This window comes from Paenibacillus sp. FSL R10-2199 (assembly GCF_038000235.1).
Classification (GTDB): Bacteria; Bacillota; Bacilli; order Paenibacillales; family Paenibacillaceae; genus Paenibacillus_AQ; species Paenibacillus_AQ phytohabitans.
Genome location: NZ_JBBOBO010000001.1, coordinates 4,324,182 through 4,345,635 on the forward strand (window position 1 = coordinate 4,324,182; position 21,454 = coordinate 4,345,635).

At 51.6% G+C, this 21,454-nt stretch carries 17 protein-coding genes; 14 read left to right on the forward strand and 3 right to left on the reverse strand.

Annotated features, from left to right (window positions below; translation table 11 throughout):
* The first annotated feature begins 17 nt into the window (after positions 1-17).
* The 10 genes from NYE33_RS18635 (at position 18) to NYE33_RS18680 (ending at position 14,279) form a co-directional block, all read left to right on the forward strand.
* Positions 18-758, forward strand: a complete 741-nt coding sequence (locus NYE33_RS18635) for an MOSC domain-containing protein (RefSeq protein WP_341066948.1) — start codon at positions 18-20, stop codon at positions 756-758.
* Between the two features lie 237 nt (positions 759-995).
* Positions 996-1,937 (forward strand): ArsR/SmtB family transcription factor, encoded by a 942-nt coding sequence (locus NYE33_RS18640; RefSeq protein ID WP_341066950.1) that lies wholly within the window; start codon positions 996-998, stop codon positions 1,935-1,937.
* A 212-nt stretch (positions 1,938-2,149) separates the two neighbouring features.
* Positions 2,150-3,919 carry a glycoside hydrolase family 2 protein gene (locus NYE33_RS18645; protein WP_341066951.1) on the forward strand — a complete coding sequence of 590 codons (1,770 nt, stop codon included), beginning with the start codon at positions 2,150-2,152 and terminating at the stop codon, positions 3,917-3,919.
* Positions 3,920-4,057: 138 nt separating this feature from the next.
* Positions 4,058-5,701, forward strand: a complete 1,644-nt coding sequence (locus tag NYE33_RS18650; RefSeq protein WP_341066952.1) for a family 16 glycoside hydrolase — start codon at positions 4,058-4,060, stop codon at positions 5,699-5,701.
* A 576-nt stretch (positions 5,702-6,277) separates the two neighbouring features.
* Positions 6,278-7,585 (forward strand): ABC transporter substrate-binding protein, encoded by a 1,308-nt coding sequence (locus NYE33_RS18655; protein ID WP_341066953.1) that lies wholly within the window; start codon positions 6,278-6,280, stop codon positions 7,583-7,585.
* A gap of 99 nt (positions 7,586-7,684) precedes the next feature.
* Entirely contained in the window at positions 7,685-8,608 is a 924-nt protein-coding gene (locus NYE33_RS18660) for a carbohydrate ABC transporter permease (RefSeq protein WP_341066955.1), read from the forward strand.
* Positions 8,609-8,621: 13 nt separating this feature from the next.
* Positions 8,622-9,434 carry a carbohydrate ABC transporter permease gene (locus NYE33_RS18665; RefSeq protein ID WP_042138366.1) on the forward strand — a complete coding sequence of 271 codons (813 nt, stop codon included), beginning with the start codon at positions 8,622-8,624 and terminating at the stop codon, positions 9,432-9,434.
* Positions 9,435-9,526: 92 nt separating this feature from the next.
* Complete coding sequence (locus tag NYE33_RS18670; protein ID WP_179093470.1) at positions 9,527-11,326, forward strand: cache domain-containing sensor histidine kinase; 1,800 nt, start codon at positions 9,527-9,529, stop codon at positions 11,324-11,326.
* A 1-nt stretch (position 11,327) separates the two neighbouring features.
* The gene (locus NYE33_RS18675) at positions 11,328-12,929 is read left to right on the forward strand and encodes a response regulator (RefSeq protein ID WP_336101847.1); all 1,602 of its coding nucleotides are present in this window, start codon (positions 11,328-11,330) and stop codon (positions 12,927-12,929) included.
* A gap of 78 nt (positions 12,930-13,007) precedes the next feature.
* Entirely contained in the window at positions 13,008-14,279 is a 1,272-nt protein-coding gene (locus tag NYE33_RS18680; RefSeq protein WP_341066958.1) for an ABC transporter substrate-binding protein, read from the forward strand.
* A 29-nt stretch (positions 14,280-14,308) separates the two neighbouring features.
* Here the strand turns inward: NYE33_RS18680 and NYE33_RS18685 are convergent, their stop codons facing one another.
* Together NYE33_RS18685 and NYE33_RS18690 are read right to left on the reverse strand one after the other, a co-directional pair.
* On the reverse strand, positions 14,309-15,106 hold the full coding sequence (locus NYE33_RS18685) for a lipase family protein (protein ID WP_042138359.1): 798 nt from the start codon (positions 15,104-15,106) through the stop codon (positions 14,309-14,311).
* A gap of 65 nt (positions 15,107-15,171) precedes the next feature.
* Positions 15,172-16,113 carry an SDR family oxidoreductase gene (locus NYE33_RS18690; RefSeq protein ID WP_341066959.1) on the reverse strand — a complete coding sequence of 314 codons (942 nt, stop codon included), beginning with the start codon at positions 16,111-16,113 and terminating at the stop codon, positions 15,172-15,174.
* 172 nt (positions 16,114-16,285) lie between these two features.
* On the opposite strand from NYE33_RS18690, the gene NYE33_RS18695 reads away from it, so the two are divergent.
* Together NYE33_RS18695 and NYE33_RS18700 are read left to right on the forward strand one after the other, a co-directional pair.
* On the forward strand, positions 16,286-16,660 hold the full coding sequence (locus NYE33_RS18695; RefSeq protein WP_042138356.1) for a MerR family transcriptional regulator: 375 nt from the start codon (positions 16,286-16,288) through the stop codon (positions 16,658-16,660).
* 119 nt (positions 16,661-16,779) lie between these two features.
* Positions 16,780-17,655, forward strand: coding sequence for an alpha/beta fold hydrolase (locus NYE33_RS18700; RefSeq protein WP_052421929.1), 876 nt, complete (start codon positions 16,780-16,782; stop codon positions 17,653-17,655).
* 75 nt (positions 17,656-17,730) lie between these two features.
* Here NYE33_RS18700 and NYE33_RS18705 read toward each other — a convergent pair whose 3' ends face one another.
* Positions 17,731-19,542 (reverse strand): LTA synthase family protein, encoded by a 1,812-nt coding sequence (locus NYE33_RS18705; RefSeq protein ID WP_256703794.1) that lies wholly within the window; start codon positions 19,540-19,542, stop codon positions 17,731-17,733.
* A 241-nt stretch (positions 19,543-19,783) separates the two neighbouring features.
* On the opposite strand from NYE33_RS18705, the gene NYE33_RS18710 reads away from it, so the two are divergent.
* Together NYE33_RS18710 and NYE33_RS18715 are read left to right on the forward strand one after the other, a co-directional pair.
* On the forward strand, positions 19,784-20,038 hold the full coding sequence (locus NYE33_RS18710) for a hypothetical protein (RefSeq protein ID WP_039293813.1): 255 nt from the start codon (positions 19,784-19,786) through the stop codon (positions 20,036-20,038).
* Positions 20,035-21,165, forward strand: a complete 1,131-nt coding sequence (locus NYE33_RS18715) for an SGNH/GDSL hydrolase family protein (protein ID WP_341066962.1) — start codon at positions 20,035-20,037, stop codon at positions 21,163-21,165. Before NYE33_RS18710 ends, NYE33_RS18715 begins: the two co-directional genes overlap by 4 nt.
* Positions 21,166-21,454: the final 289 nt, after the last annotated feature.

The following is a 21,454-nucleotide window of genomic DNA, read 5'->3' on the forward strand; positions in this document are numbered from 1 at the left end:
GAAGAGGTGCGGAATTAGTGTCCATTACAGTTGGTGAAATTATGGCGATTAACCGCTATCCGGTGAAATCCTTTGCGGGAGAAGAGCTGGAAGCTTGTCAGATAGAATCATACGGGGTGCAGGGGGACCGGTACTGCTCTTTCTATGACATGACGAAGAAGGATTGGTGGCAGTATGTTACGGCCAGAAAGATCCCCAATATGCTTAGTTATCAAGCAGAATATATCGAGGGGGATATCCGGGTAACGGCGGCAGACGGCAGAGTCTTCGGCTGGGATGCGGAGCTGCTTAATGAAATCCAGAGCCTGACCTCCACGCAAATTACGATGTCCGAGTTCAAAGCGCCTCACCCGGAAGCGAAACACCCGCAGCTGTTATCTGTGGACGGGGCCAGTATCCTGCTTGTGACCGATAAGAGCCTGAAGAAGCTGGAGGCTTTATGGGGCAAGCCTGTTGATCAGCGCCGCTTCCGGGGGAACTTTGTCGTGGAAGTGAGTGAGGATTCCCTTGGGGAAGAGGAATGGCTCGGCCGGCGTTTATCGATAGGCGGTGCAGAGCTGCAGGTAGACAGCTATTGTGACCGCTGCGTTATGATTACGATGAACCCGGATACCCTGGAGCGGGACAGCTCGCTGCTCAAACAAGTGAATAAGGAGTTCAATCTGAACTTTGGCGTATATGCTTCTGTGATCCGGACCGGGGAGGTCCGGCTGGGGGATCAGGTGGTTCTGCTGCCGGAAGGGTCCGCAGCCGAGTGAGTTTCTTAAGTTGGCGCTGACTAGGCATGAATGTTGTAGATAATACAACACTGACTGTTGAATACCCGGGCATTCGGGAGGATTGTTGTACGATATACAGGAATTTTCCCGCTAAGCCGCTTGAAGGCGGGGGAATGCTGCCTTTTATACAACAATTTTCAATTTGGGCTGATTTAATGAGGAGAATGTTGTATTTTGTGCAGGAATAGGAATAGATCTTAAATAGACAGTAAAGCGGTGATCGATATTCTGGAATTATCCATGGAACATCCTGAGGAACTGGTGAAAGTGACGCATGCGCTGTCTACGGAGCTTAGACTAAGAATGCTGGAGCTGCTCAACAGCCGGAGAATGAATGTAGTGGAGCTGGCGGAGGCGCTGGAGATACCGGTATCCACCTCCGCCTCGAATGTGAAGGTACTGGAGCAGGCGGGGCTGATTGAGACCGAGCTGCTGCCGGCTTCGCGCGGCTCCATGAAGGTCTGCAGCCGCATCTATGATGATATCAAGATCATCATTAATGTGCCGGAACGCCGCGCGAAGGCGGAGCAAGGGGACTATTGCTACGAGATTGCAATGCCGATCGGCAATTTCACGGCCTGTGAAGTGGCGCCCACCTGCGGCATGGTCAGTGAGGCTGGGCCGATTATTGTGGAGGACTCACCGGCGGGCTTTTTCCATCCGGACCGTGTTCATGCCCAGCTGCTCTGGCTGCGAAAGGGGTATCTTGAATACCGCTATCCGCTGGAAATCCCGCAGGGGGCAGCGGTCCGCCTGATCCAGTTCTCGATGGAGATCTGCTCCGAGGCGCCGAATTATGAGAACGACTGGCCTTCGGATATTACGTTGTGGATCAACAATGTGGAGGTTGGCACCTGGACCTCGCCCGGCGACTTCGGCGGCAGACGCGGGAAGCTGAATCCTTCCTGGTGGATCGATACGGGTACCCAGTTCGGCTCGCTCAAGACCTGGAGCGTAGACAATACCCGCAGCACGATCGACCACAAAGAGATATCCGCCGTCAATCTGAGCCAGCTGAAGCTTACAGAGCAGAACCATGTGGATCTGCGGCTGGGTGTGAAGGAGAATGCGGTCTTCAAGGGCGGAATGAATCTGTTCGGGCGGAAGTTCGGCGATTATGAGCAGGATCTGGTGATGAAGATCTTCTATACAGTATAAGAAACCTGAGTCACGGAATTTCAACGACAAGCGATAGACGGAGTAGCATTTGCGATGAACCTACGATATTTATGCAGAGAACCTGACGCCTTAGGCGCAGGTTCTTCATGCTGTACAATCGGTGATTGACATTTCAGCAGATTCTGCAATAATTAATACATATTTATTGTAATAAAACAAAAATATTGTTCTTAAGGAGCGTGTGCAATACTATGGCAACCGAGCATTATATTAAGGATTATCCGCGTCCGCAGTTCGTCCGTAAGGAATGGCAGAGCTTAAACGGGGAATGGAGTTTCCGGTTTGACGATGGCAACGTTGGTGAACGGGAGCGGTGGAATGAGCAGTTGCACGGGGATCTGAAGATACAGGTTCCCTTTACTTATGAGACGGAGGCCAGCGGGATCGGTGAGACGACCTTCCATCCTTATGTATGGTATGAGCGGGAATTGCAGCTACCTGCGGACTTGAACGGTAAGCGGGTGATGCTGAATTTCCAGGCGGTGGATTATACCGCGAAGGTATGGGTAAACGGGTACTATGCCGGAGGTCATCAAGGCGGTTATGCGGCCTTTTCGCTGGATATTACGGATTATGTAAACACGGATACGGCAGCGTCCAACCGTCTGGTGGTTAAGGTGGAAGACAGCCAGAGCTGTACTCAGCCGCGGGGCAAGCAGCGCTGGGTGGATGAGAATTTCGAATGCTTCTATGTGCAGACAACGGGAATCTGGCAAAGTGTGTGGGTAGAGTATGTGTCGCCCTCCTATCTCAAAGCTGTCAAAATCACTCCGGATCTCGATAACCGCTCTGTCCGTTTCGAATATCAGACACAGGCAGCGGACGACAATCTAAGCCTGGAGACTAAGATCAGCACGGGGCAGAAGACGTTCAAGCAGGTCTCGCTCCATGTAGACCGGGCCTGGCTGCAGCTGGATGTGGAGCTGACTCACGAAGCGAATGGACCGTGGAAGCTGCAGTCCTGGTCACCTGCTGCGCCGACCCTATACGAAGTAGAGTTTGTTCTCTATAAAGATAATCAGGTCATTGACCGGGTATATTCCTATTTCGGACTGCGCAAAATTTCGGTCGAACAAGGCAAAGTGCTGCTTAACAATACACCGGTGTATCAGCGCCTCATTCTGGATCAGGGCTACTGGCCGGAGAGCCATCTGACCCCGCCGTCCGAAGAAGCACTGATTGCCGATATCGACGCGATTCTGGCGATGGGCTACAACGGTGTGCGTAAGCATATGAAGATCGAGGATGCCAGGTTCCTGTACTGGTGCGATGTAAAGGGCCTGCTGGTCTGGTCGGAGATGGCGGCGACCTTTGAGTTCAATGATGAGGCTGTGGAGATCTTCACGAACGAATGGACGGAGATTGTCCGGCAGCAGTATAATCATCCTTCGATTATCACCTGGGTGCCTTTTAACGAATCCTGGGGGATTCCGCAGGTCTACACGAGCAAGCTGCAGCAGAAATTCACCGAGGGGATTTATCACCTGACCAAATCCATCGACCCGAACCGTCCGGTCATTGTGAATGACGGCTGGGAGCACACCATCAGCGATATCATCACCCTGCATGATTATGAAGAGAGCGGAGATGCCTTGCTTGAACGTTATGCAGACTCCGGCAGCGTACTTGGCAGGGCAGCCTCATTCAACAACTGGAAATATGCCATGGCTCAGGGCTATGAATACCGCGGCCAGCCGGTGATCGTCAGTGAGTTCGGCGGCATTGCCTTTGATTCCGGTGACGACTGGGGGTATGGAGAGCAGGTAAGCAGCACCGATGCCTTCATTGAACGGTTCCGCAAGATTACGCAGGCTATCAAGGACACTCCTTATATTTGCGGCTACTGCTATACGCAGATTACGGATGTCCAGCAGGAAGTGAACGGGCTGCTCACTGCGGACCGGACGCCGAAGATTCCGCTGGAAGTGATCCGGAAGGCCAATTTGCAGTTGACGGAATAATCGTAACATTGGTACCCAAAAAGCGGTGAATTATCGGTTCAATGACAAGAAGAAGCCCTTTAGAATCTTCAGTGAAAGCACTTACATGTAGGTGCGGTCAACAGGTTTCATAATTGAAGATGAAGAGGAGGGGCTTATTTGTTAAAAAAACTATTCACCTCGCTGTCGGCTTCCCTGTGTCTGCTTCTGATCCTGACCGCCATTCCGGCATTTGCCGCGAATGGCCCGGTGGTGTGGGGTACCTCATCCACGATTACCGATATTAACACCTTCACAGATGCGGGGACTGATGCCCGCGGGCTCAGACCCGGAACGTTCGGGGCGGAATATGCCCGGATGATCAAGCTGGCGAACGGGGACTGGCTGGCCGTCACTGCTATTTACGACAACAACGGCTATACCAAGGTCTCCTGGGGCGGCACCCGGCTGCAGGTCTTCCGCAGCACCGACAACTGCCGCACCTGGTCGCTGGTGTCCACCCTGTGGGAAGACGGGCGTGACCTGGACAACGGGCAGTTCGTGCAGCTGGCCAATGGCGATATTCTGCTGGCCATGCGCTCGGTCCGCTGGCAGGAGTCGTACAAGCTGAGAGTGTATAAGAGTGTGAATGGCGGCGCGAATTGGAGCTTCCTGAGCACAATCGATGAGAACAACGGCACCGCCGGTTCCCTGGGGAACCCGGATAAAGGGGTATATGAGCCGCATATGCAGCTGCTGAATGACGGCTCGGTAGCTGTCATGTATGCGAGTGAGAAGCATGTGACCGAGAACCCTTCCTACAGCCAGATCATCTCCGAGAAAATTTCTACCAACGGCGGAGCCAGCTGGGGAAATGAGATTTATGTGGCCTGGGACCCGTCTAACGCCGGGGCTCGTCCAGGCATGCCGGTCTGGAGCAAGATGGCGAACGGACAGTATATTGTCGCCTTTGAGGTGTGCGGAACGCAGAACTGCCGGATTTTCACCAAAAAAAGTACGGATGGCAAGACATGGTCCAGCGGCATCGGCACCCAGGTATCGACCAATCAGCAGGGCGGGCCATATCTCCTCTCCTTAACCGACGGGCGTCTGCTGCTCAGCTCCAACACCAATGTGCTCTCGTTAAGTAATGATTACGGGACCACATGGGTGGATAATGATGTTCCGGCGTTCGGGAATTCGTGGTGGACAGCGATGTACCAGACCGGGGCGAATGAGATTGCTTTTGTGGATTCGGTCGAGCGGAGTGTTGGCGGGCATAATGTCCAGGTCCGGTTCGGCACGCTCAGCGGCTCGTATAGCAACGATTTTGCGGCGAATGACAACGGATGGGCCCGTTATGGGGGAACCTGGTCCGTGAGCGGCGGAACCTATAACCTCAGTTCGGTCAATGCGGACAAATCCGTGCTTACCCCGTACCCATCTAAAATGAACTATACGCTCGAAGGAGACATCAGGCTGAATAATGCCGGCCAGGGCAGTCTGGTCTTCAATCTGACGGGTCCGGGTACCGGTGCCGATTCTCAGAAGGGCTACGCCGCAGGCATTGACTCTGCCGGTGAGGTATGGCTGGGACGTTTCAACAATAACTGGACCCCGCTCCAGACCGTGGCCACACCCATTGCGGTAAATACCTGGTATCATATGAAGATTGTCGTGAACAGCGGTAACATCAAGGTATATGCTGGTGATATGGCTGTGCCTAAGATTAACCTGAATGACGCGGTGTTTACCTCGGGCACCATCGGAGTACGCGGCGGCTTCAATAACAGCGTAGCCTTCGATAATATAACAGTGAACTAATCTGCAATTCCTTTCTGGAGCCCTTCGGGGCTTCTTTTTTATTGGTACAAGTACCAATCTATATAGCAGTTGGATTTTCTCCACTTGCTTATGAACGGAGGCGCCCTTGCCGGGCAACAGTTGGAAAAACAGCACTTAATATGGCGGTATTAGTCCACAGTAGGGGGAATGCATGAAATTAAATGACGTTTATCCATCTAATCACCTCAAAACCTCCAAAACCTCCAAATTAAGATACATTTATCCAACTAATATTTGCTGAGCTAGAACCAGAGCCAGAGCCAGAGAGATGCGGCAGATGCGAGAATGACCGCCATTCGAGCAGTAGCTAATTTTAATGGGGAACTGGAAGCCCCGTTTCCGCACCTTTCGATTCTCCACCCTCCTTAAGATCGTCTACCCTCACGGCGGCTCCGTGCCATTAACACCTGTCATTTGTTCACCAAGGAGCGGCGGTTTGTCGGTTCAACCGTTGCCGCATCCCCTGTAGAGTAAGTGATAAGAAAGCCCTTACATGAATGCTTGAAAGGGCTCTCGCACACAAACTTTTTTGACGAGAGGGTTGTTCAAATGAGGATGAATAAGAAGTACACAGGTTTGGTATCGGCCGGGCTGGCGTTAGCCCTGATTCTGCCGGGGTGCTCATCCGGAAACCAAGAGAACGGAGAAGCCGTCAAGGCATCGGATGAACCGGCAAAGATAGAGAGTGCAGGCGGCAGTCCGGTAGAGATCTCGTTCTGGAACATGTTCGGCGGCGGGGAAGGGGAATTCGTAGACCAGATTATCAAGGACTTCAATGACTCGCAGAAAGAGGTAACTGTGAAGCAGCTCCGCCTCGAATCCAATGAATATTACGCGAAGCTCAGTACGGCGCTGTCTTCCTCCAAAGGACCGGATATTGCCATTGCCCATGTGGACCGGATCTCCCCGTTCGTGAAGGCGCAGCAGATTGTACCTGTAGATGAGCTGGCTTCCAAGGTCGGATTTGACCTTAAGGAAATCTCTGATTCCAACATGCAGAGCGTGTCCTACGAGGGTAAGCCTTACGCTGTCCCGCTGGATACCCACTTCCATATGTTCTACTACAACAAGGACATCCTACAGAAGGCCGGTCTGCTGAATGAAGACGGCACCCCTAAGCTTGGAGACCTGACACCGGCGGGCTTCGAGCAGACACTGGCGGATATTCAGGCCAAAGTGCCGGATGTGCAGGCGATGGCTGTGAACACCCCCTACTTCCAGGAGCCGTTCCTTAATCTCTATTATGAAGCCGGCGGGGATATCCTGAATTCCGATATGACCAAAGCCAGTATCAACAATCCGCAGGCGCTGGAAGTTCTAAAATTCTATCTGGACGTCTTCAACAACAAATATGCCGATCTCAATGATAAAACACCTTGGGATACCTTCCATAACGGCAAAGCTGCTTTCTGGTTCGGCGGTGTATGGGAAGCGGGGCTGCTCCTCGGAGATGAATCCCTGCATATCGGCGCGATGCCGCTTCCTCCGATCTTTGGCAGCCAGACGCACTGGGCCAGCTCCCATACGCTTGTAATTCCGTCCTACGTCACTCCTGAGAAGCAGGAGGCGGCAGCCAAGTTCATGAAGTATTTCTCTGAAATAGGCGGAGAAACCTGGGGACAGGCGGGTCATGTGCCTGCGAACAGCAAAGTAACCACCAGCGATGCCTACAAGAGTCTGCCTTACCGCAGCGAATTCATCGAGGCCCAGAAGACCGTGAAATTTGCTCCGCCGACAGATAAGTATACAACCATCATTACCACTATCTCCGAAGAGCTGCAGAACATCATCTTCGGCAGTGAGAGTCCGGAAGACGGGCTGGCGAAGCTGGAGAAACAGATTAACGAAGTGCTGGAGAACTAGCTCCCTCTGCAGGAAAGGTACGGCCCCCCGCCTCCGCTAAGGGCGGGTGGCCTGTCCTTCCAGCCCATGTGCAAACTTAATTGAAGGAGAGAATGACCGATGGAGCGGAGTGTAATAGAGAATAAAGCGGCAACGCCTCTTCGCAGGAGAGAGCCCATACACCTACTGAAGGAACTGAAAGCTATTTTTTATCTGGTCCCCTTTCTGGTACCGTTTACGGTGTTCTACCTGTGGCCGGTAATCAACGGAGCCTGGATGAGCCTGCATGTCTGGGGCATTCAGGGGATGCAGAAGTATGTTGCATTGGCCAACTATAAGAAAATTTTAGAGAATCCGGATTTCTATTCGTATTTGTGGAACTCCTTTTATTTCGTACTGCTGTGCGCGCCAACCGTACTGGTGCTTGGACTGGTACTGGCGCTGATCATCAATCAGAGAATTTGGGTACGGACCCTGATCCGCTCCGTGTTCTTCCTGCCCTATGTCCTGTCCGTCTCTGTGGTCAGCTTCATCTGGTTGAAGCTGTTCGATGCGAAGAACGGCCCGGTGAATGCTCTGTTGCATGCCCTCGGTATGAACACGGATATCAACTGGCTCACCGATCACAGGTTCGTGTGGTGGGCGATTACGATAGCGACAGACTGGTGGAGCGTCGGGTTTGTGATGGTGCTGTTTCTGGCCGGACTGCAGGAAATCCCTACAGATCATTATGAAGCGGCGAAGATCGACGGCGCGAATGCCTGGCAGCGCTTCTGGAGCATCACCCTGCCGGGGCTGTCCAGTGTGATGAAGATCCAGATCTTTTATCAGATTATCAATTGCCTCAAGCTGTTCGGACAGGTACAGATTATGACCGGCGGCGGGCCGGGAGATTCCACCAATACCATGATCCGCTATATCTATGTCACGGGGTTCAAGAAGGATATGTTCGGCCTGGCCGCAGCGCAATCAATGATCTTCTGCTTCATCATGCTGCTGATCGCCGTGGTTCAATTCAAAATCACAGACCGCAAAGACGGATAGGAGGGAGACGTTCATGAAGAAGCTTGCTTTAAATATTGCTGCTGTTCTGCTTGCGCTGCTGTTTGTTTTTCCGCTGATCTGGATGTTCCTCACCTCCCTGAAGCCTGACGGTGTGAACGTATATACGCTGGCTGATTGGGTGAATTGGTCAGATCTGAATACCGATAACTATGTCAAAGTCATCCGGGACTCGCAAATTCTGCATTGGACGTGGAACAGTCTGGTCATAGGTGTCCTCACCACCGTCATATCCATTCTGCTCAGCTCGCTGGCGGCATTCTCCTTCTCCAAGCTGCCTTTCCGGACGCGGGGGATATTCTATGTGCTGATCGTTTCAGGTCTGCTGATTCCGACAGAAGCTATACTGATTCCGCTCTATGAAACTGCGCTGCATCTGCAGCTGATTGATAACATCTGGGCGATTATCCTGCCCGGGCTGACCAACCCGATCGGCATTCTGCTGCTGAAGCAATTCATGGACGGGGTACCCAGGGATTATATTGAAGCCGCGCAGATTGACGGCAGCCGCAGCTTCCGGTTATGGTGGAGTATCTGTCTGCCGCTTACGCGCTCAGCCATGGTCTCTGTGGGAATCTTCTTCTTTATCCTCTCCTGGAATAACTTCCTGTGGCCTTATCTGGCGATTACCTCAGAAGAGAATATGATTCTTTCGGCAGGGCTGCCCACCTTTTTGTCGAATAATAACATGTCGCTCAATCTGATTATGACGGCAAGTGCCATTGCGGCGATACCGACGATTCTGGTGTTCATTCTTCTTCAGCGGCATATTGTCCAGGGTGTGGCGATGTCCGGTGTCAAAGGTTAATTCTTAAACGCGAAAGGATAGTGGGCATGCTTACATCTCCTGAGAGTTCTGCCAGGCCCATGCGGCTCCGCCTGATATCCTGGATCAAAATTATGAAGAGCAGCATGCGCTATAAGTGGATGCTGCTTCTTGTTCTCTTCTCCTTGACACCGCTGGTGGTCATGGGGATTATTTCATTTTCGATCTCCAAATCAACGATTAACCACAAAGTAACCGAATATTCCGAGCATCTGCTGTACCAGACCGCTGATAATCTGGATACGCGGCTGGGTGTGTACAAGGACATGATGATGCAGGTGCTGAACAATAACGAGATCGTGGGCATGCTGCGGACCCTTGATCGGACAGACACGGCCAGCTATGATGTGGATAGTCTGTCGCTAACGACGAAGCTGTCCACGATTGTGGCGATCAATCAGGATGTGCAGTCGATTTCTTTTGTATCGGATAGGCATTATATCAAAGGAATCTACCGCTGGAACAAGCGCACGCCAGCCGAGGTAGAGCCATTCCTGCAGACGCTTGAGGGCGGCAGCAACTTCCGCTGGTATCCGACCCGCTACGGGACCTATGTAGACAGTCTGAATTCGCAGAGCACCCACGTCTTCTCGGTAGCCAAGCAATTGTACAAAATATCCGATGACAGTCCGCTGGGGATTGTGGCAGTTCTGGATATCCGGGAGGATGTCATTAAGGAGCTGGTCTCGAAGGCGGTGAGCAACAACCGGGATCTGCAAAGCTTCGTGATGGACGGACGTGGCATGCTGGTCTCCTACCCGGACAGTGGTCTGATTGGCAGAAGTGTGACTGAGGTGCTGGGTGAGGCGGGTTACGAGAAGCTCATAGGCTCCGGCCCGGAGGAGACGAGATTTCCGCTCACGTACAAGGGCGACAGCCTGATTGTGAATGCCAAGAAGCTGCACACCAATGACTGGGTGGTGGTGAATGTCATTTCCAAGGCGGCGCTGTACCAGGATTCGAACCGTCTGCTGCAGATTTTCATCTTCGTCGGGCTGCTCTGCATTGTCTTCTCGGTCATTGCTGCACTGGTGCTGGCGAATTCCATTACGAATCCGATTCTGAAGATGATCCGTCTGATGCGGCAGGTGATGTCCGGCGAGCTCAGCGTCCGCTACAAAGCCAAAAGCCGGCATGACGAAATCGATATTCTCGGCGATAATTTCAACTACATGGTTGTGCAGATCGACGAGCTTTTGAAAGCGGTATATCTGGAGCAGGATCAGAAACGGATGGCGGAGCTCAAGGCGCTGCAGGCGCAGATCAACCCGCATTTTCTCTACAACACCCTGGATATTATTAAATGGACGGCCTTGATTCAGAAAGCCAACAACGCGGCAGAGATGGTCAGCTTATTGTCGCGGCTGCTGCGGATCAGTCTGGGCAAAGGGGAAGAGACCGTTACGGTGGAGGAGGAAATCGAGCATGTGCAGTGTTATCTGGGCATTCAGAAGTTCCGTTTCAACTTCAATATTGAGACCGTTGTTGAGATGGACGATGAAGTCCGTCACCTGCGGACGCCCAAGCTGATTCTGCAGCCGATTGTGGAGAACGCGGTTATCCATGCTTTTGGAGATATGGAGTCCGGCGGCTGCATCCGCATATCGTGCAGCAAAGCGCCGGGCAATCTGGTATGGTTCGAAGTGGCGGACAACGGGAAGGGGATAGACCCGGCGCTTGCGCGCAGTCTGCTGGCCGGGCAAGCGGCGGAGGAGGAGAAGCCGGGAGGCATTGGACTGGCCAATGTGGATGAACGGATTAAGCTGATTTGCGGGAAAATGTACGGCATCGAGATTCACAGTGAGCCGGGTACAGGAACGTCCATACGAATCAAGCTGCCACTCATGACAGAGGATATAAGGGGGAACCGCTGAGATGCACCGGGTCATTATCGTAGAAGATGAATTTATCGTAAGATATGGAATCCGGTCGATGATTAATTGGGAGTCCATCGGGATGGAGGTCATAGGCGAAGCGTCGAACGGCAGGGAGGCATTGGAGGTGATGGAATCCGGGCTGCCTGATATCCTGATTACCGATATCAAAATGCCCGTGATGGACGGCATCGAGCTCATTGCCGAGGTACGGAAGCTCTCACCGGATATCAGGATTATTATCCTCAGCAACCTCGAAGATTTCCAGTATGCCAAGGAGGCGATCAGACATAGTGTATCCGAGTATATGATCAAATCGGATATGATGCCGCGTGACTTTGAGCTGGTGCTGCTTAAATTGAAGGAAAGCCTGGAGGCGGTGCAGAAGAATATGCCCGTCTCTTCCCAGGCTGCTCCCCCGGAGCCGGTGCATAAGGAGAATTTCCTGCTGGAGCTCATGGAGCGGGGGGCGGCTCAGGGGCAGATAGACAGAAGTAGACTCGCACAGGCGGGACTTGCGGATTCACGGCCGCTATATTTGCTGCATATTAGCCTGGGCAGCAGTGCTGAGCCGGGGTATGGGCAAGGACAGAGCGCGATCCGCAGGCTGCTGGAGCAGATGTGGGATGAGCGAACCCTCGGCTATGAGATGTTCCCGGATAGACAGGGGGAGCTTAATATTGTAGTGACCACAGACGTAAACGCAGAGCCCGCAGGATTAGCCTGGTTAGACTTCGTGCACAGCTGTAGTGAAGAGCTTATCGGCAGCTTATCGGCCCAATACGGCTGGACTGCAACGATTGGTCTAAGCGGAGTGAACGGGCAGTGGGCAGAGCTGAAGAATGCTTATGTCCAGGCCGTGGAAGCTGCCAGGCAGAAGCTGTTTATGGGGAGCGGTCGTGTTCTGGTTCACGGCAGCGAAGAATTGAAGGCGCAAGTACCTCCGCTTGAGGCACTTCAGATCAGCAGCCGCCAGATCCAGTCTATGGTGTACGCCTTCCAGTCCAGAGAGCTGGAGGAGTATCTGAATCAGCTGTTCGGGCAGCTGGCTGTACGCCGGGATGCGGATCTCGTGCAGATTATCTCACTTGAGCTGCTGATGATCCTAACAACCTTGTGGCCCGATGTATCCAGGGATGCTGAACAGGTTCTGGAGCTCAAGAAGCAGTACTTCGACGAGCTGTCGATGCTGGAAACGCTTGAACAGAGCCGGCTATGGTTCATGCAGGCCTTCGAAGCGCTGGTAGAGCATATGATAGAGATGTATAACAGCGACCGGAACAGCATTATCAAGGCAACCCAGTATATTCAGCAGTACTATGATCAGGAAATCACACTGCAGTCGATTAGCCGGCTTGTACATTTAAGCAAGAATTATTTCGCCAACCTGTTCAGGAAGGAAGTAGGCGAGAGCTTCCTGGAGTATCTGACCCGGATCAGAATTGAGAAGGCCAAGACCCTGCTAACCGGAGAACTGAAGGCTGGAGATGTCGGTACCCTGGTCGGGATTCAGGACCCGAAATATTTCTCCAAGGTGTTCAAGAAAATCACTGGCGTGTCTCCTTCGGAATATCGCGGGCTGGTTCGTAAGAGCGGCCAATGAGGGCTGTGAGGGTGGGATTTTGTGCAAACGCTTACAAAATATGACTGAAGTGAACCTGTTCCGGAAAGGGGGAGTGAGATGAAAACCATGGGCCGTATGCTGCCCGTTCTGCTGCTGTATCTGTTCCTGCTGCCGGGCTGTGCAGAGCTCTCTTCCGGGAATCAGAGTCCCCAGGAGAGTACAGTGCCTGTCGAGGTATCCTTCTGGAATCCGTTCGGAGGCGGCGAAGGCGAATTCGTAGAGAGAATTATCAAAGATTATAATGCTTCCCAGAGTGAAGTGTTTGTGAAGCAGCTCAGACTTGAATCTAACGAATATTACGCCAGGCTGAGCACTGCTCTGTCCTTCGGCAAAGGGCCTGATGTAGCCGTTGTCCATGCGGACCGGTTGTCGCCGTTCATTAAAGCGGGGCAAATTGTTCCGCTGAATGCTCTGGCTGAGCAGGACGGATTCCAGTGGAGTCAAATCGGTGAACAGAACCTGCAGAGCATCAGCTACAGCGGACAATATTATGCAGTCCCGCTCGATACCCATTTTCACATGCTCTATTACAACAAGGAAATATTGGCCAAGGCCGGATTGCTTACTCCAGATGGAACACCGAAGCTCGAAGAGAATTCTCCCGCAGGGTTCATCCGTATGCTGCGGCAGATCGCTGAGCAGGTTCCGGGGGTACAGCCGATGGCGGTCAACACCCCTTATTTTCAGGAATCGTTCCTGGATCTGTATTATGAGGCAGGCGGAGAGCTGTTCAGTCCCGATATGAAGCATGCAGCGGTCGATAATGAGAAGTCGGTGAAGGTCCTGACCTTCTACCAGCAGCTGTTCGAAGAGGGATTAAGTGATCTGAATGATAATACACCTTGGGACTCCTTCTATAACGGCCAGGCTGGACTGTGGTTCGGCGGAGTATGGGAAGCGGGGCATCATCTGGGCAATGAGGATACCGAAATCGGTATTATGCCTCTCCCGCCGATCTTCGGCAGCGCCGCCCACTGGGGAAGCTCACATACGCTGGTTATTCCGGCTTACGTAAGCTTGGAGGAGCAGGAGGGAGCGATGGACTTCATGAAGTATTTCTCAGAGGTGGGCGGACATATCTGGGGGGAGGCGGGTCATGTCCCGGCCAATCTTGATATCGCAGAGAGCCGGGCTTACCGGGAGCTGCCTTACCGCGAGCTGTTTATCCAGTCGAGGGATCAGGTGAAGTTCGCCCCGCAAACCGATAAATATGCGGCACTATTCACTGCAATGTCGGAGGAGCTGCAGAATATTATCCGTAACCGGATTCAGCCGGAAGCAGGATTGAAAGTGCTGGAGAAGAGCCTGAATCAAATTTTGGCGAATTAATTAACAATATGCAGGGGCTCCCCCGGTGATCAGGTAATCAATTCAAGCACCGGACAGAAGCCGGGATTCGTGGAACATAACATTGCTGTGAATTCTGGCCGTTGCTTCGACAGTACTGCGAAGTAGCTTCTAAGCACATGATTGAGCTCAACCGTCCCGTTCTGGAAGGATAATGAGTACAGCGTCTGCACATGGGTGTAATAATATTTTTTCTCATGCCGGGGCAGCTTGTAGATGGTAGGCGGAACGTAGGTGGCGACATCAAAGAGATTGGCATAACGGAAGCTGCTGCGGACATAGCTGCTGAATGCTTTGGCAAATGCAGGATCACCCGCACGCGGAGATCCGTACGTATACAGGCGGGGAGACCTGTAGGCTGAATTAGCGGCAAGATCTATAGCACATAAGGTTGCTAGTGCCCCGCCGAGGCTGTGGCCTGTAACGTATAGCGTTTTCTCCGGTGACAAGGTGCTGAGTATGGAGAGGATTTCCTCTCTTGCTGACGAATAAATGTCTGTGAAGCCTCTGTGCGTCAGGCAATCTTCCTTGATATATTTGAACTTTTTTTGCGCAGCATTCATGTTGGAGAGCCAATTGGTGGTTGAGCTGCTTCCGCGCCAGGCAATAATGATCTCCTGTGGTGATTCCAGAATGAAACCAAACGGCTCGGAGATACCGCCCATGGATTTCGCCCGGAAATTATGCACGACCGAGAAGTCCGCCGGAACCACGAACGAACCGTCCGCATGTTCAAATTGTACATAGGTCTGCCCGCAGACGGCAGCCAGAAAGATGGCCCAGTCCTGTTCATTCCGCATGTTACCCATCCCGCATCCCGCCCTTCTTTCTATCTGTGTATGATCAGCAGGCAGGATTGGTGCCTATGGAACCTTTATGAATTTGCGATTGCGTCGAAATCCACTTGTGCCAATTGTTTGGATACTTCCCACAGTCTGGCTGCCACAGCGGCATCCAGCCCCTGCGGAGCGATCTTGCCGGGCTTTGGCAAGCCTCTCGTTTCTGAGAGTCTGCCGGGTCCGTAATAAGTTCCGGACTTCGCGTCCGGCGATGTCGCGGCGAACAGAGTCGGAAGCGCGCCTTGCGCGGCCGGCTGGAACAAGATCGGCCCCAGGAACCTGCGTAGAATCCCCGCTGTGCTGTTCGGCCCGGCCCCATTAAGAAGCAGGTCCGTGCGTGAAACGCCCGGATGAACCGGAAGGCTCAATAGGCCCCAGCCCGATGCGTCACTGCGCCGCTGCAGCTCCAGTGCGAACATGATCATGGCAATTTTCGATTGCGCATAAGATTCCATGGCATGATAACGGCGTTCAAATTGCAGGTCGTCAAAATGTATTGAGCCGCTCCGGTGGGCAACACTGCCCAGGCTTATCACACGCGGTTTATTTTCTTTGCGCAGTAAAGGCATCAGATGTGCAGTCAACGCGAAATGTCCAAGGTAATTCGTACCGAATTGAAGCTCAAAGCCATCTTTCGTGAGTTTGCGGGTAGGCGGTGTCATTACCCCTGCATTATTGATTAGCAGATCAAGACTGTGCCGCTCCTTATTCATCCTTGCGCCGAACGCCTGTACCGACTCTAGGCTGGCAAGATCCAGCTCTTCAAAACGGATATTGGCTGAGGTAACACTGCTGCGGATTTTTTTCACCGACTCTGCTCCCTTTGCGGCATTGCGGCCCGCGAGTATGACTTCTGCTCCATGTTTCGCCAGCTCCAGCGCCGTTTCGTAGCCGATGCCTCCTGTACCGGTAACGATGGCTGAGCGGCCCCGCTGTGAAGGAATATTTGAAGCTGTCCATTTAGGGAATTTGTCCATCTTTTCTTTCTCTCCTTTGCCCTGTTTGACTGTATCTATGGCCCATACCGAAATACTTAACCTCCGGCGCCTGAATTGTAAGTTGACCAGCCGTTCGATATACTTAATGCTAATACTTAGAGGCTTATCGAAGTCAAGCAGTCTTTAAAATACCATTTCGAGGTGAAAGAGGATGTACAGTATCAATGAAGTAGCTGCGATTTGCGAGGTGACGGCGCATACACTCCGCTTTTACGATAAGGAGGGATTATTGCCCTTTGTGGGACGCAATGGAGCGGGAAACCGCATTTTCTCTGATGGTGATTTATCACTAGTCAAAGTGATTTGCTGCCTGAAAAACACCGGAATGCCGATTAAAGATATCAAAAAATATATCGAATTGATTATGGAAGGTGATTCGACCAAGGAAACACGGCGCAGCATTATGATCGAGCACCGTAAGGAAGTGGTGCGGCAGATGGATGAATTGAAGAAAAATCTGAACATTATTGATTTGAAGGTTGCCTTATACGAAACCAATAATATGGACCTGCTTCGTGAGCTTTAACCCCTTACTAGTTAGAGTCATCTCTAAGTGGTTATAACCAAAAAAATACATAAATAAGATGAACATAAGAAGATTCAGCCGCTAACAGTTCGATCATACATAACATGGAGGTTTGAATTTTGATCGAGGAACGTATTTCATTGGGGCAGTTAGCGATAAACGTGAGGCATTCATTAAACGTCAAGCCTGCTATTCTGTTTCTTCATTTCAGCGGCGGGAACCTCAACATGTGGGAGGGGGTTCTCCCGCAGTTTGCACAGGACTACAGCATCATTGCTCCCGATATCCGGGGACATGGTCAATCGGACAAACCGGAAACCGGCTATCATATCGATGAGATGGCAGAGGATATGTATCGGCTGCTGCAGCATTTGCAGGTAGACAAGTGCCATATCGTCGGCAGCTCGATGGGAGCAGAGGTTGGCCTGAGTCTGGCGGCGGCGCATCCGGAGAAAGTGTTATCCCTGGTCTGCGAAGGCGCACTTAATAATGAATTCGGCAAATACGGAATATTCCAAGGTACAGCAGAAGAAATTGTGCAGAGAAAAGAACAGCTGCGTGCAGAATTGGGTGAACGGGAAGAACGAATCTTTAGCAGTATAGAGGAGTATGTTGCCGAACAACGGGCGGAGCTGACAGCGGAGGGGCTGTGGAATGAATATTTCTCGGCCTTCTATGAGCATAGTCTGCAGCAGCTGCCGGACGGCAAGTACACCTACTGTTATCTGAACCGTGTAAGGACCGAATATATCGTGAAGTTCTGGGATCTGTCATTTGAGCAGTATTATCAGAAAATAGAGTGTCCGGTACTATTCCTCCCCAGCGAAGAAGAGTGGGCTGACGAGTCCATCCGCCGCAGTCTGGAGGCCTTCGCAGGGCTGCTGGACAGCTATGAAATTACGCGGATTCCTGACTCTCTCCATGCTTATGTCTGGATGCAGCTGCCGCTTCCGGCAGGCCAGGCTGTGAAGGACTTCCTGAACAAGCAGCTGTGATCACAGATAAAGAGCCCGGTCCTGGAGGATTCTCCTGGGCCGGGCTCTAATATTCTTGCCTATTCTGGTTCTGACCTATTCTTCCTCAACTACTATCCTGTCCGGCAGCTGTGTAACATAACTGTCCGACATCCGCAGAAGCTCAAGTGCGCGGGTGAACTCATCCTCTGTCGATTGCAGGAGCTCCGCCCCGTCACCGGATAACGTATAATGCTGTCCGTCTTCGAACCCGCTGCCGGATAAGAAGAGCTCTTCGTTATTAACGAAGGAGCCCGTAGGCAGATAATAGCGCTGCGGCAGCAGGTTATAATGGGTCTGATTCAATAAATCCTGTCCAAAATGAATATGATAGTCCAGCGGCACACCGAGCAGATTCGCTACGGTAGGAAGAATGTCAACCTGTCCGCCTAGCTGCTCCTTCACACTTGGAGACGTAATGCCGGTAGCTGATATGATGAGCGGGATATTAATCAGATCGCGTTCATTATATTCATGCCCCAGAATTTCCTCCATTAAGACCTTATCATCATCCTTGAGCGAGAAAATAGGAAGTCCCCGGTGATCGCCATAAAGCACAACCACACTGTTATCCCATACCCCGCTGCTTTTGAGTTCATCCATAAATTGACCCAGTGCATAATCCGCATAGTTCTCGGCCCGGATATAGTTTCCAACGAGTGTACCTTCATAACGTTCCGGCAAGGTCATCTTGTATTTGCTCTCTGGAATGGTGAACGGGTTATGCGATGACATCGAGATCACATGTGAATAGAAGGGCTGTTCGTTCTGGTCCATCCGGGCCAGCTCTGCCGATGTTTTGTTGTACAGGACCTCATCCGATGAACCATAGAAGACAGTATCCTCTTCACCGAAGTAGGCTTTGTCATAATAACGGTTAAAGCCAAGCGCATCGTACAGCTCGCCGCGGTTCCAGAAATCGACTTCATTCGTATGGAAGGTTGCGGTATCGTAACCTTGGGCCTGCAGCAGCTTCGGCAAGCTGGGCAGATCTTTCGGTGCGTACATTTCTGTAGCCGGACCATCCGGCGGAACATAGAAGGAAGTATTTACGATAAACTCGGCATCCGATGTGTTACCTTGACCCACCTGCTGAAAGAACCGGGGGAAGTAATAACTCTCGGCGGCAAGCTTATTCAGGTTAGGTGTAATTTCTGTTCCGTCAACCGACAGATTGATCAGGAAGTTCTGGAAAGACTCCATTTGCAGGATGATCAGATTCTTACCCTTGGCGGCCCCGTACATGACCGGATTGGCTAGGGTCTGAATGCCTTTGGTCTTATCAATGCCTGCCTGTGAGATTTCCGCTTGATTAATCGGCTCTTCCTCCGGCTCACCCAGCAGGGCATAAGCTTCATAATTGAGGATCCCCATTTGTTCGGCTTTGACATTCTCGTTCATACTGGCCTTATTCGGAAAAATATTCATCATACACATGACGAGTGAGACACAGAACAGGGCAGCGACCGCCTTGCGGTTACTGGGGCGGGACATCGAGTGCTTCCAAGCCAGCGCCTTCTTGCGTCTGAGCATAACCAGGCTGATAATAATAATGTCTACGAATATAAGCATATATTGAGGGTGAACGACGGCGAATATACTTTTCTTGACGGCTCCCACCTGCTTGACCTGGCCGAAGACCTGAGAAGTAGCAATAATGCCAAAATGATTATGATAGACAATCAGAGAGAAGAATAAAACGGTAATAAGCAGATTGACGAGCATATAGATGGCAATTTTCCGCTTCGTGGCGAACCATTCGATGAGGCAGAACAGCAGCAGCACAAAAGGAATCTCTTTCAGCCATGTGGTCCAGGTTGGACCGTCCTCGAACAGGTAATACCAGGCGAAATAGCTTTTAACTAGCATAATTAGGGAGAAGAATAGAATCGATCTTTTACTGAGCGAGCGTGATTCCTTAAACGGCATTGCGTATGCGCATCCTTTTCTATTTAATCTTTTCATTTTATTACATGGGAGAGTTCAAAATCAACTAGATTTAAGGCAGCGGGATTTAAAATAAAGATGTAAATCCGCAGCTTTTACGTTATCCTCATATAAGCGATCCGAAAAAACACTAAAGAACTTAATTAGCGCAGGAGGAACATAGATGTCAAAAGAATTCTCACGGCAATATACCGAAAGTGTGAAGCTGGAATTATTGAACAGACTCGGACTGAAGCAGGTGTACTTCAAAGGGCAGCAAGGCGACGATCTGCTGTATGAAGCAACGGGCTTTGACCGCGGGACGGCGCATAAATTCTGTGTCCGGACGAAGAAGGGAACCATCGACGAGTGGGTCGGCGGTAAATGGATGAAGGTCCGCAGCTTCACGATTGCCACAGGGCGGGAGGGATCAGAATGAGCGGGAATGCCCATTTACAGGTACAGCGGCTGGCTGAGATCGAGCATTTGAAGATTCATGGCAGAACGACCGGCGGCTTGGACCCGGTTACGTTATTCTGGACGGGCAGTGCCATCGAGCTGAATGTCCAGGCTTCCGGGCTATGGATTGAGGTGGAATCCGGTTATGACCAATACGAATCCTGGATCAGTATCTTGATTAACTCCGTTCCGGTCAGCAGACAGATGCTGAATGCCGGAAGGTACTGGATCTGTGTATTCCGCGGAATGAACCCTGACACCGTGAAGAATATCCGGATTGTAAAAGAGGTCCAGGCCATGAGCGGCGACCCGGGCTGCTATCTGCAGTTCCATGCGGTCCGGACAGACGGAGCGTTCCTGCCGGTTGAAGCGAAGCCCTACCGGCTTGAGTTCATCGGCGACAGCATCACTTCAGGTGAAGGCGTTATCGGAGCCCGGGAGGAGCTGGACTGGATACCGGCCTGGTTCAGCGGTGTACATAATTACACGGCCCTGACCGCAGAAGCCGTAAATGCAGACTACCGGGTGATTTCGCAGAGCGGCTGGGGCGTGCTCACCAGCTGGGATAACAATCCAAATGGTAATATTCCAGATATCTACGAACAGGTCTGCGGCCTGCTCACCGGAGAGCGTAATGAAGCGCTCGGAGCGCATAAGGTGAATGATTTCGAATCCTGGCAGCCGGATGTCGTGGTCGTTAATCTTGGCACCAATGATAACGGTGCATTTCATTCCCCGGAATGGGTGGATGAAGGTACCGGGCAGAGATATAAGCAGCGGCTGAAGGAAGACGGCAGTTATCATGAAGACGATCTGTCAGCGTTTGAGACGGCAGTGGTGAAATTCCTGGGCAAGCTGAGACGGTATAACAACACTGCCCATATTCTCTGGGCGTATGGCATGCTGGGCATTCCGCTGATGCCGGCGATTTATCGTGCTGTGGATGCTTATATCCAGTCCACTGGCGACAAGAAAGTGTCAGTGTTTCAATTGCCGGATATGACGGACGAAACGGCGGGAGCAAGAACCCATCCGGGCTTACCGGCCCACCAGCAGACTGCTCAAGAGTTAAGCGGCTATATTAAGGGATTGTTATCAGGATCATAAGAACGTCAAATAGACTAATTCCATATTCAAAAGGGTTGCGGGACGCTCATCAGCGGATGGGCGTTTTTTGCTGTGTAGGGCGTACCTGTAATTATTATATTCGTCTGTTGGGGATAAGTTTCAGTGGAATTTGGAGCAGATCCTTCTCCGTCTGAAGGATGAATTTGATTTTGTGTTAGGTCAAATGATCCCATGTTTAGAAGCGAAAGTCAGGTTGTTATTCGGCGACTGGTATACCCAAAAACTGAACTTGGGCACGCTAGTTTTTAGAAGCGTATCTGAGCCGCCG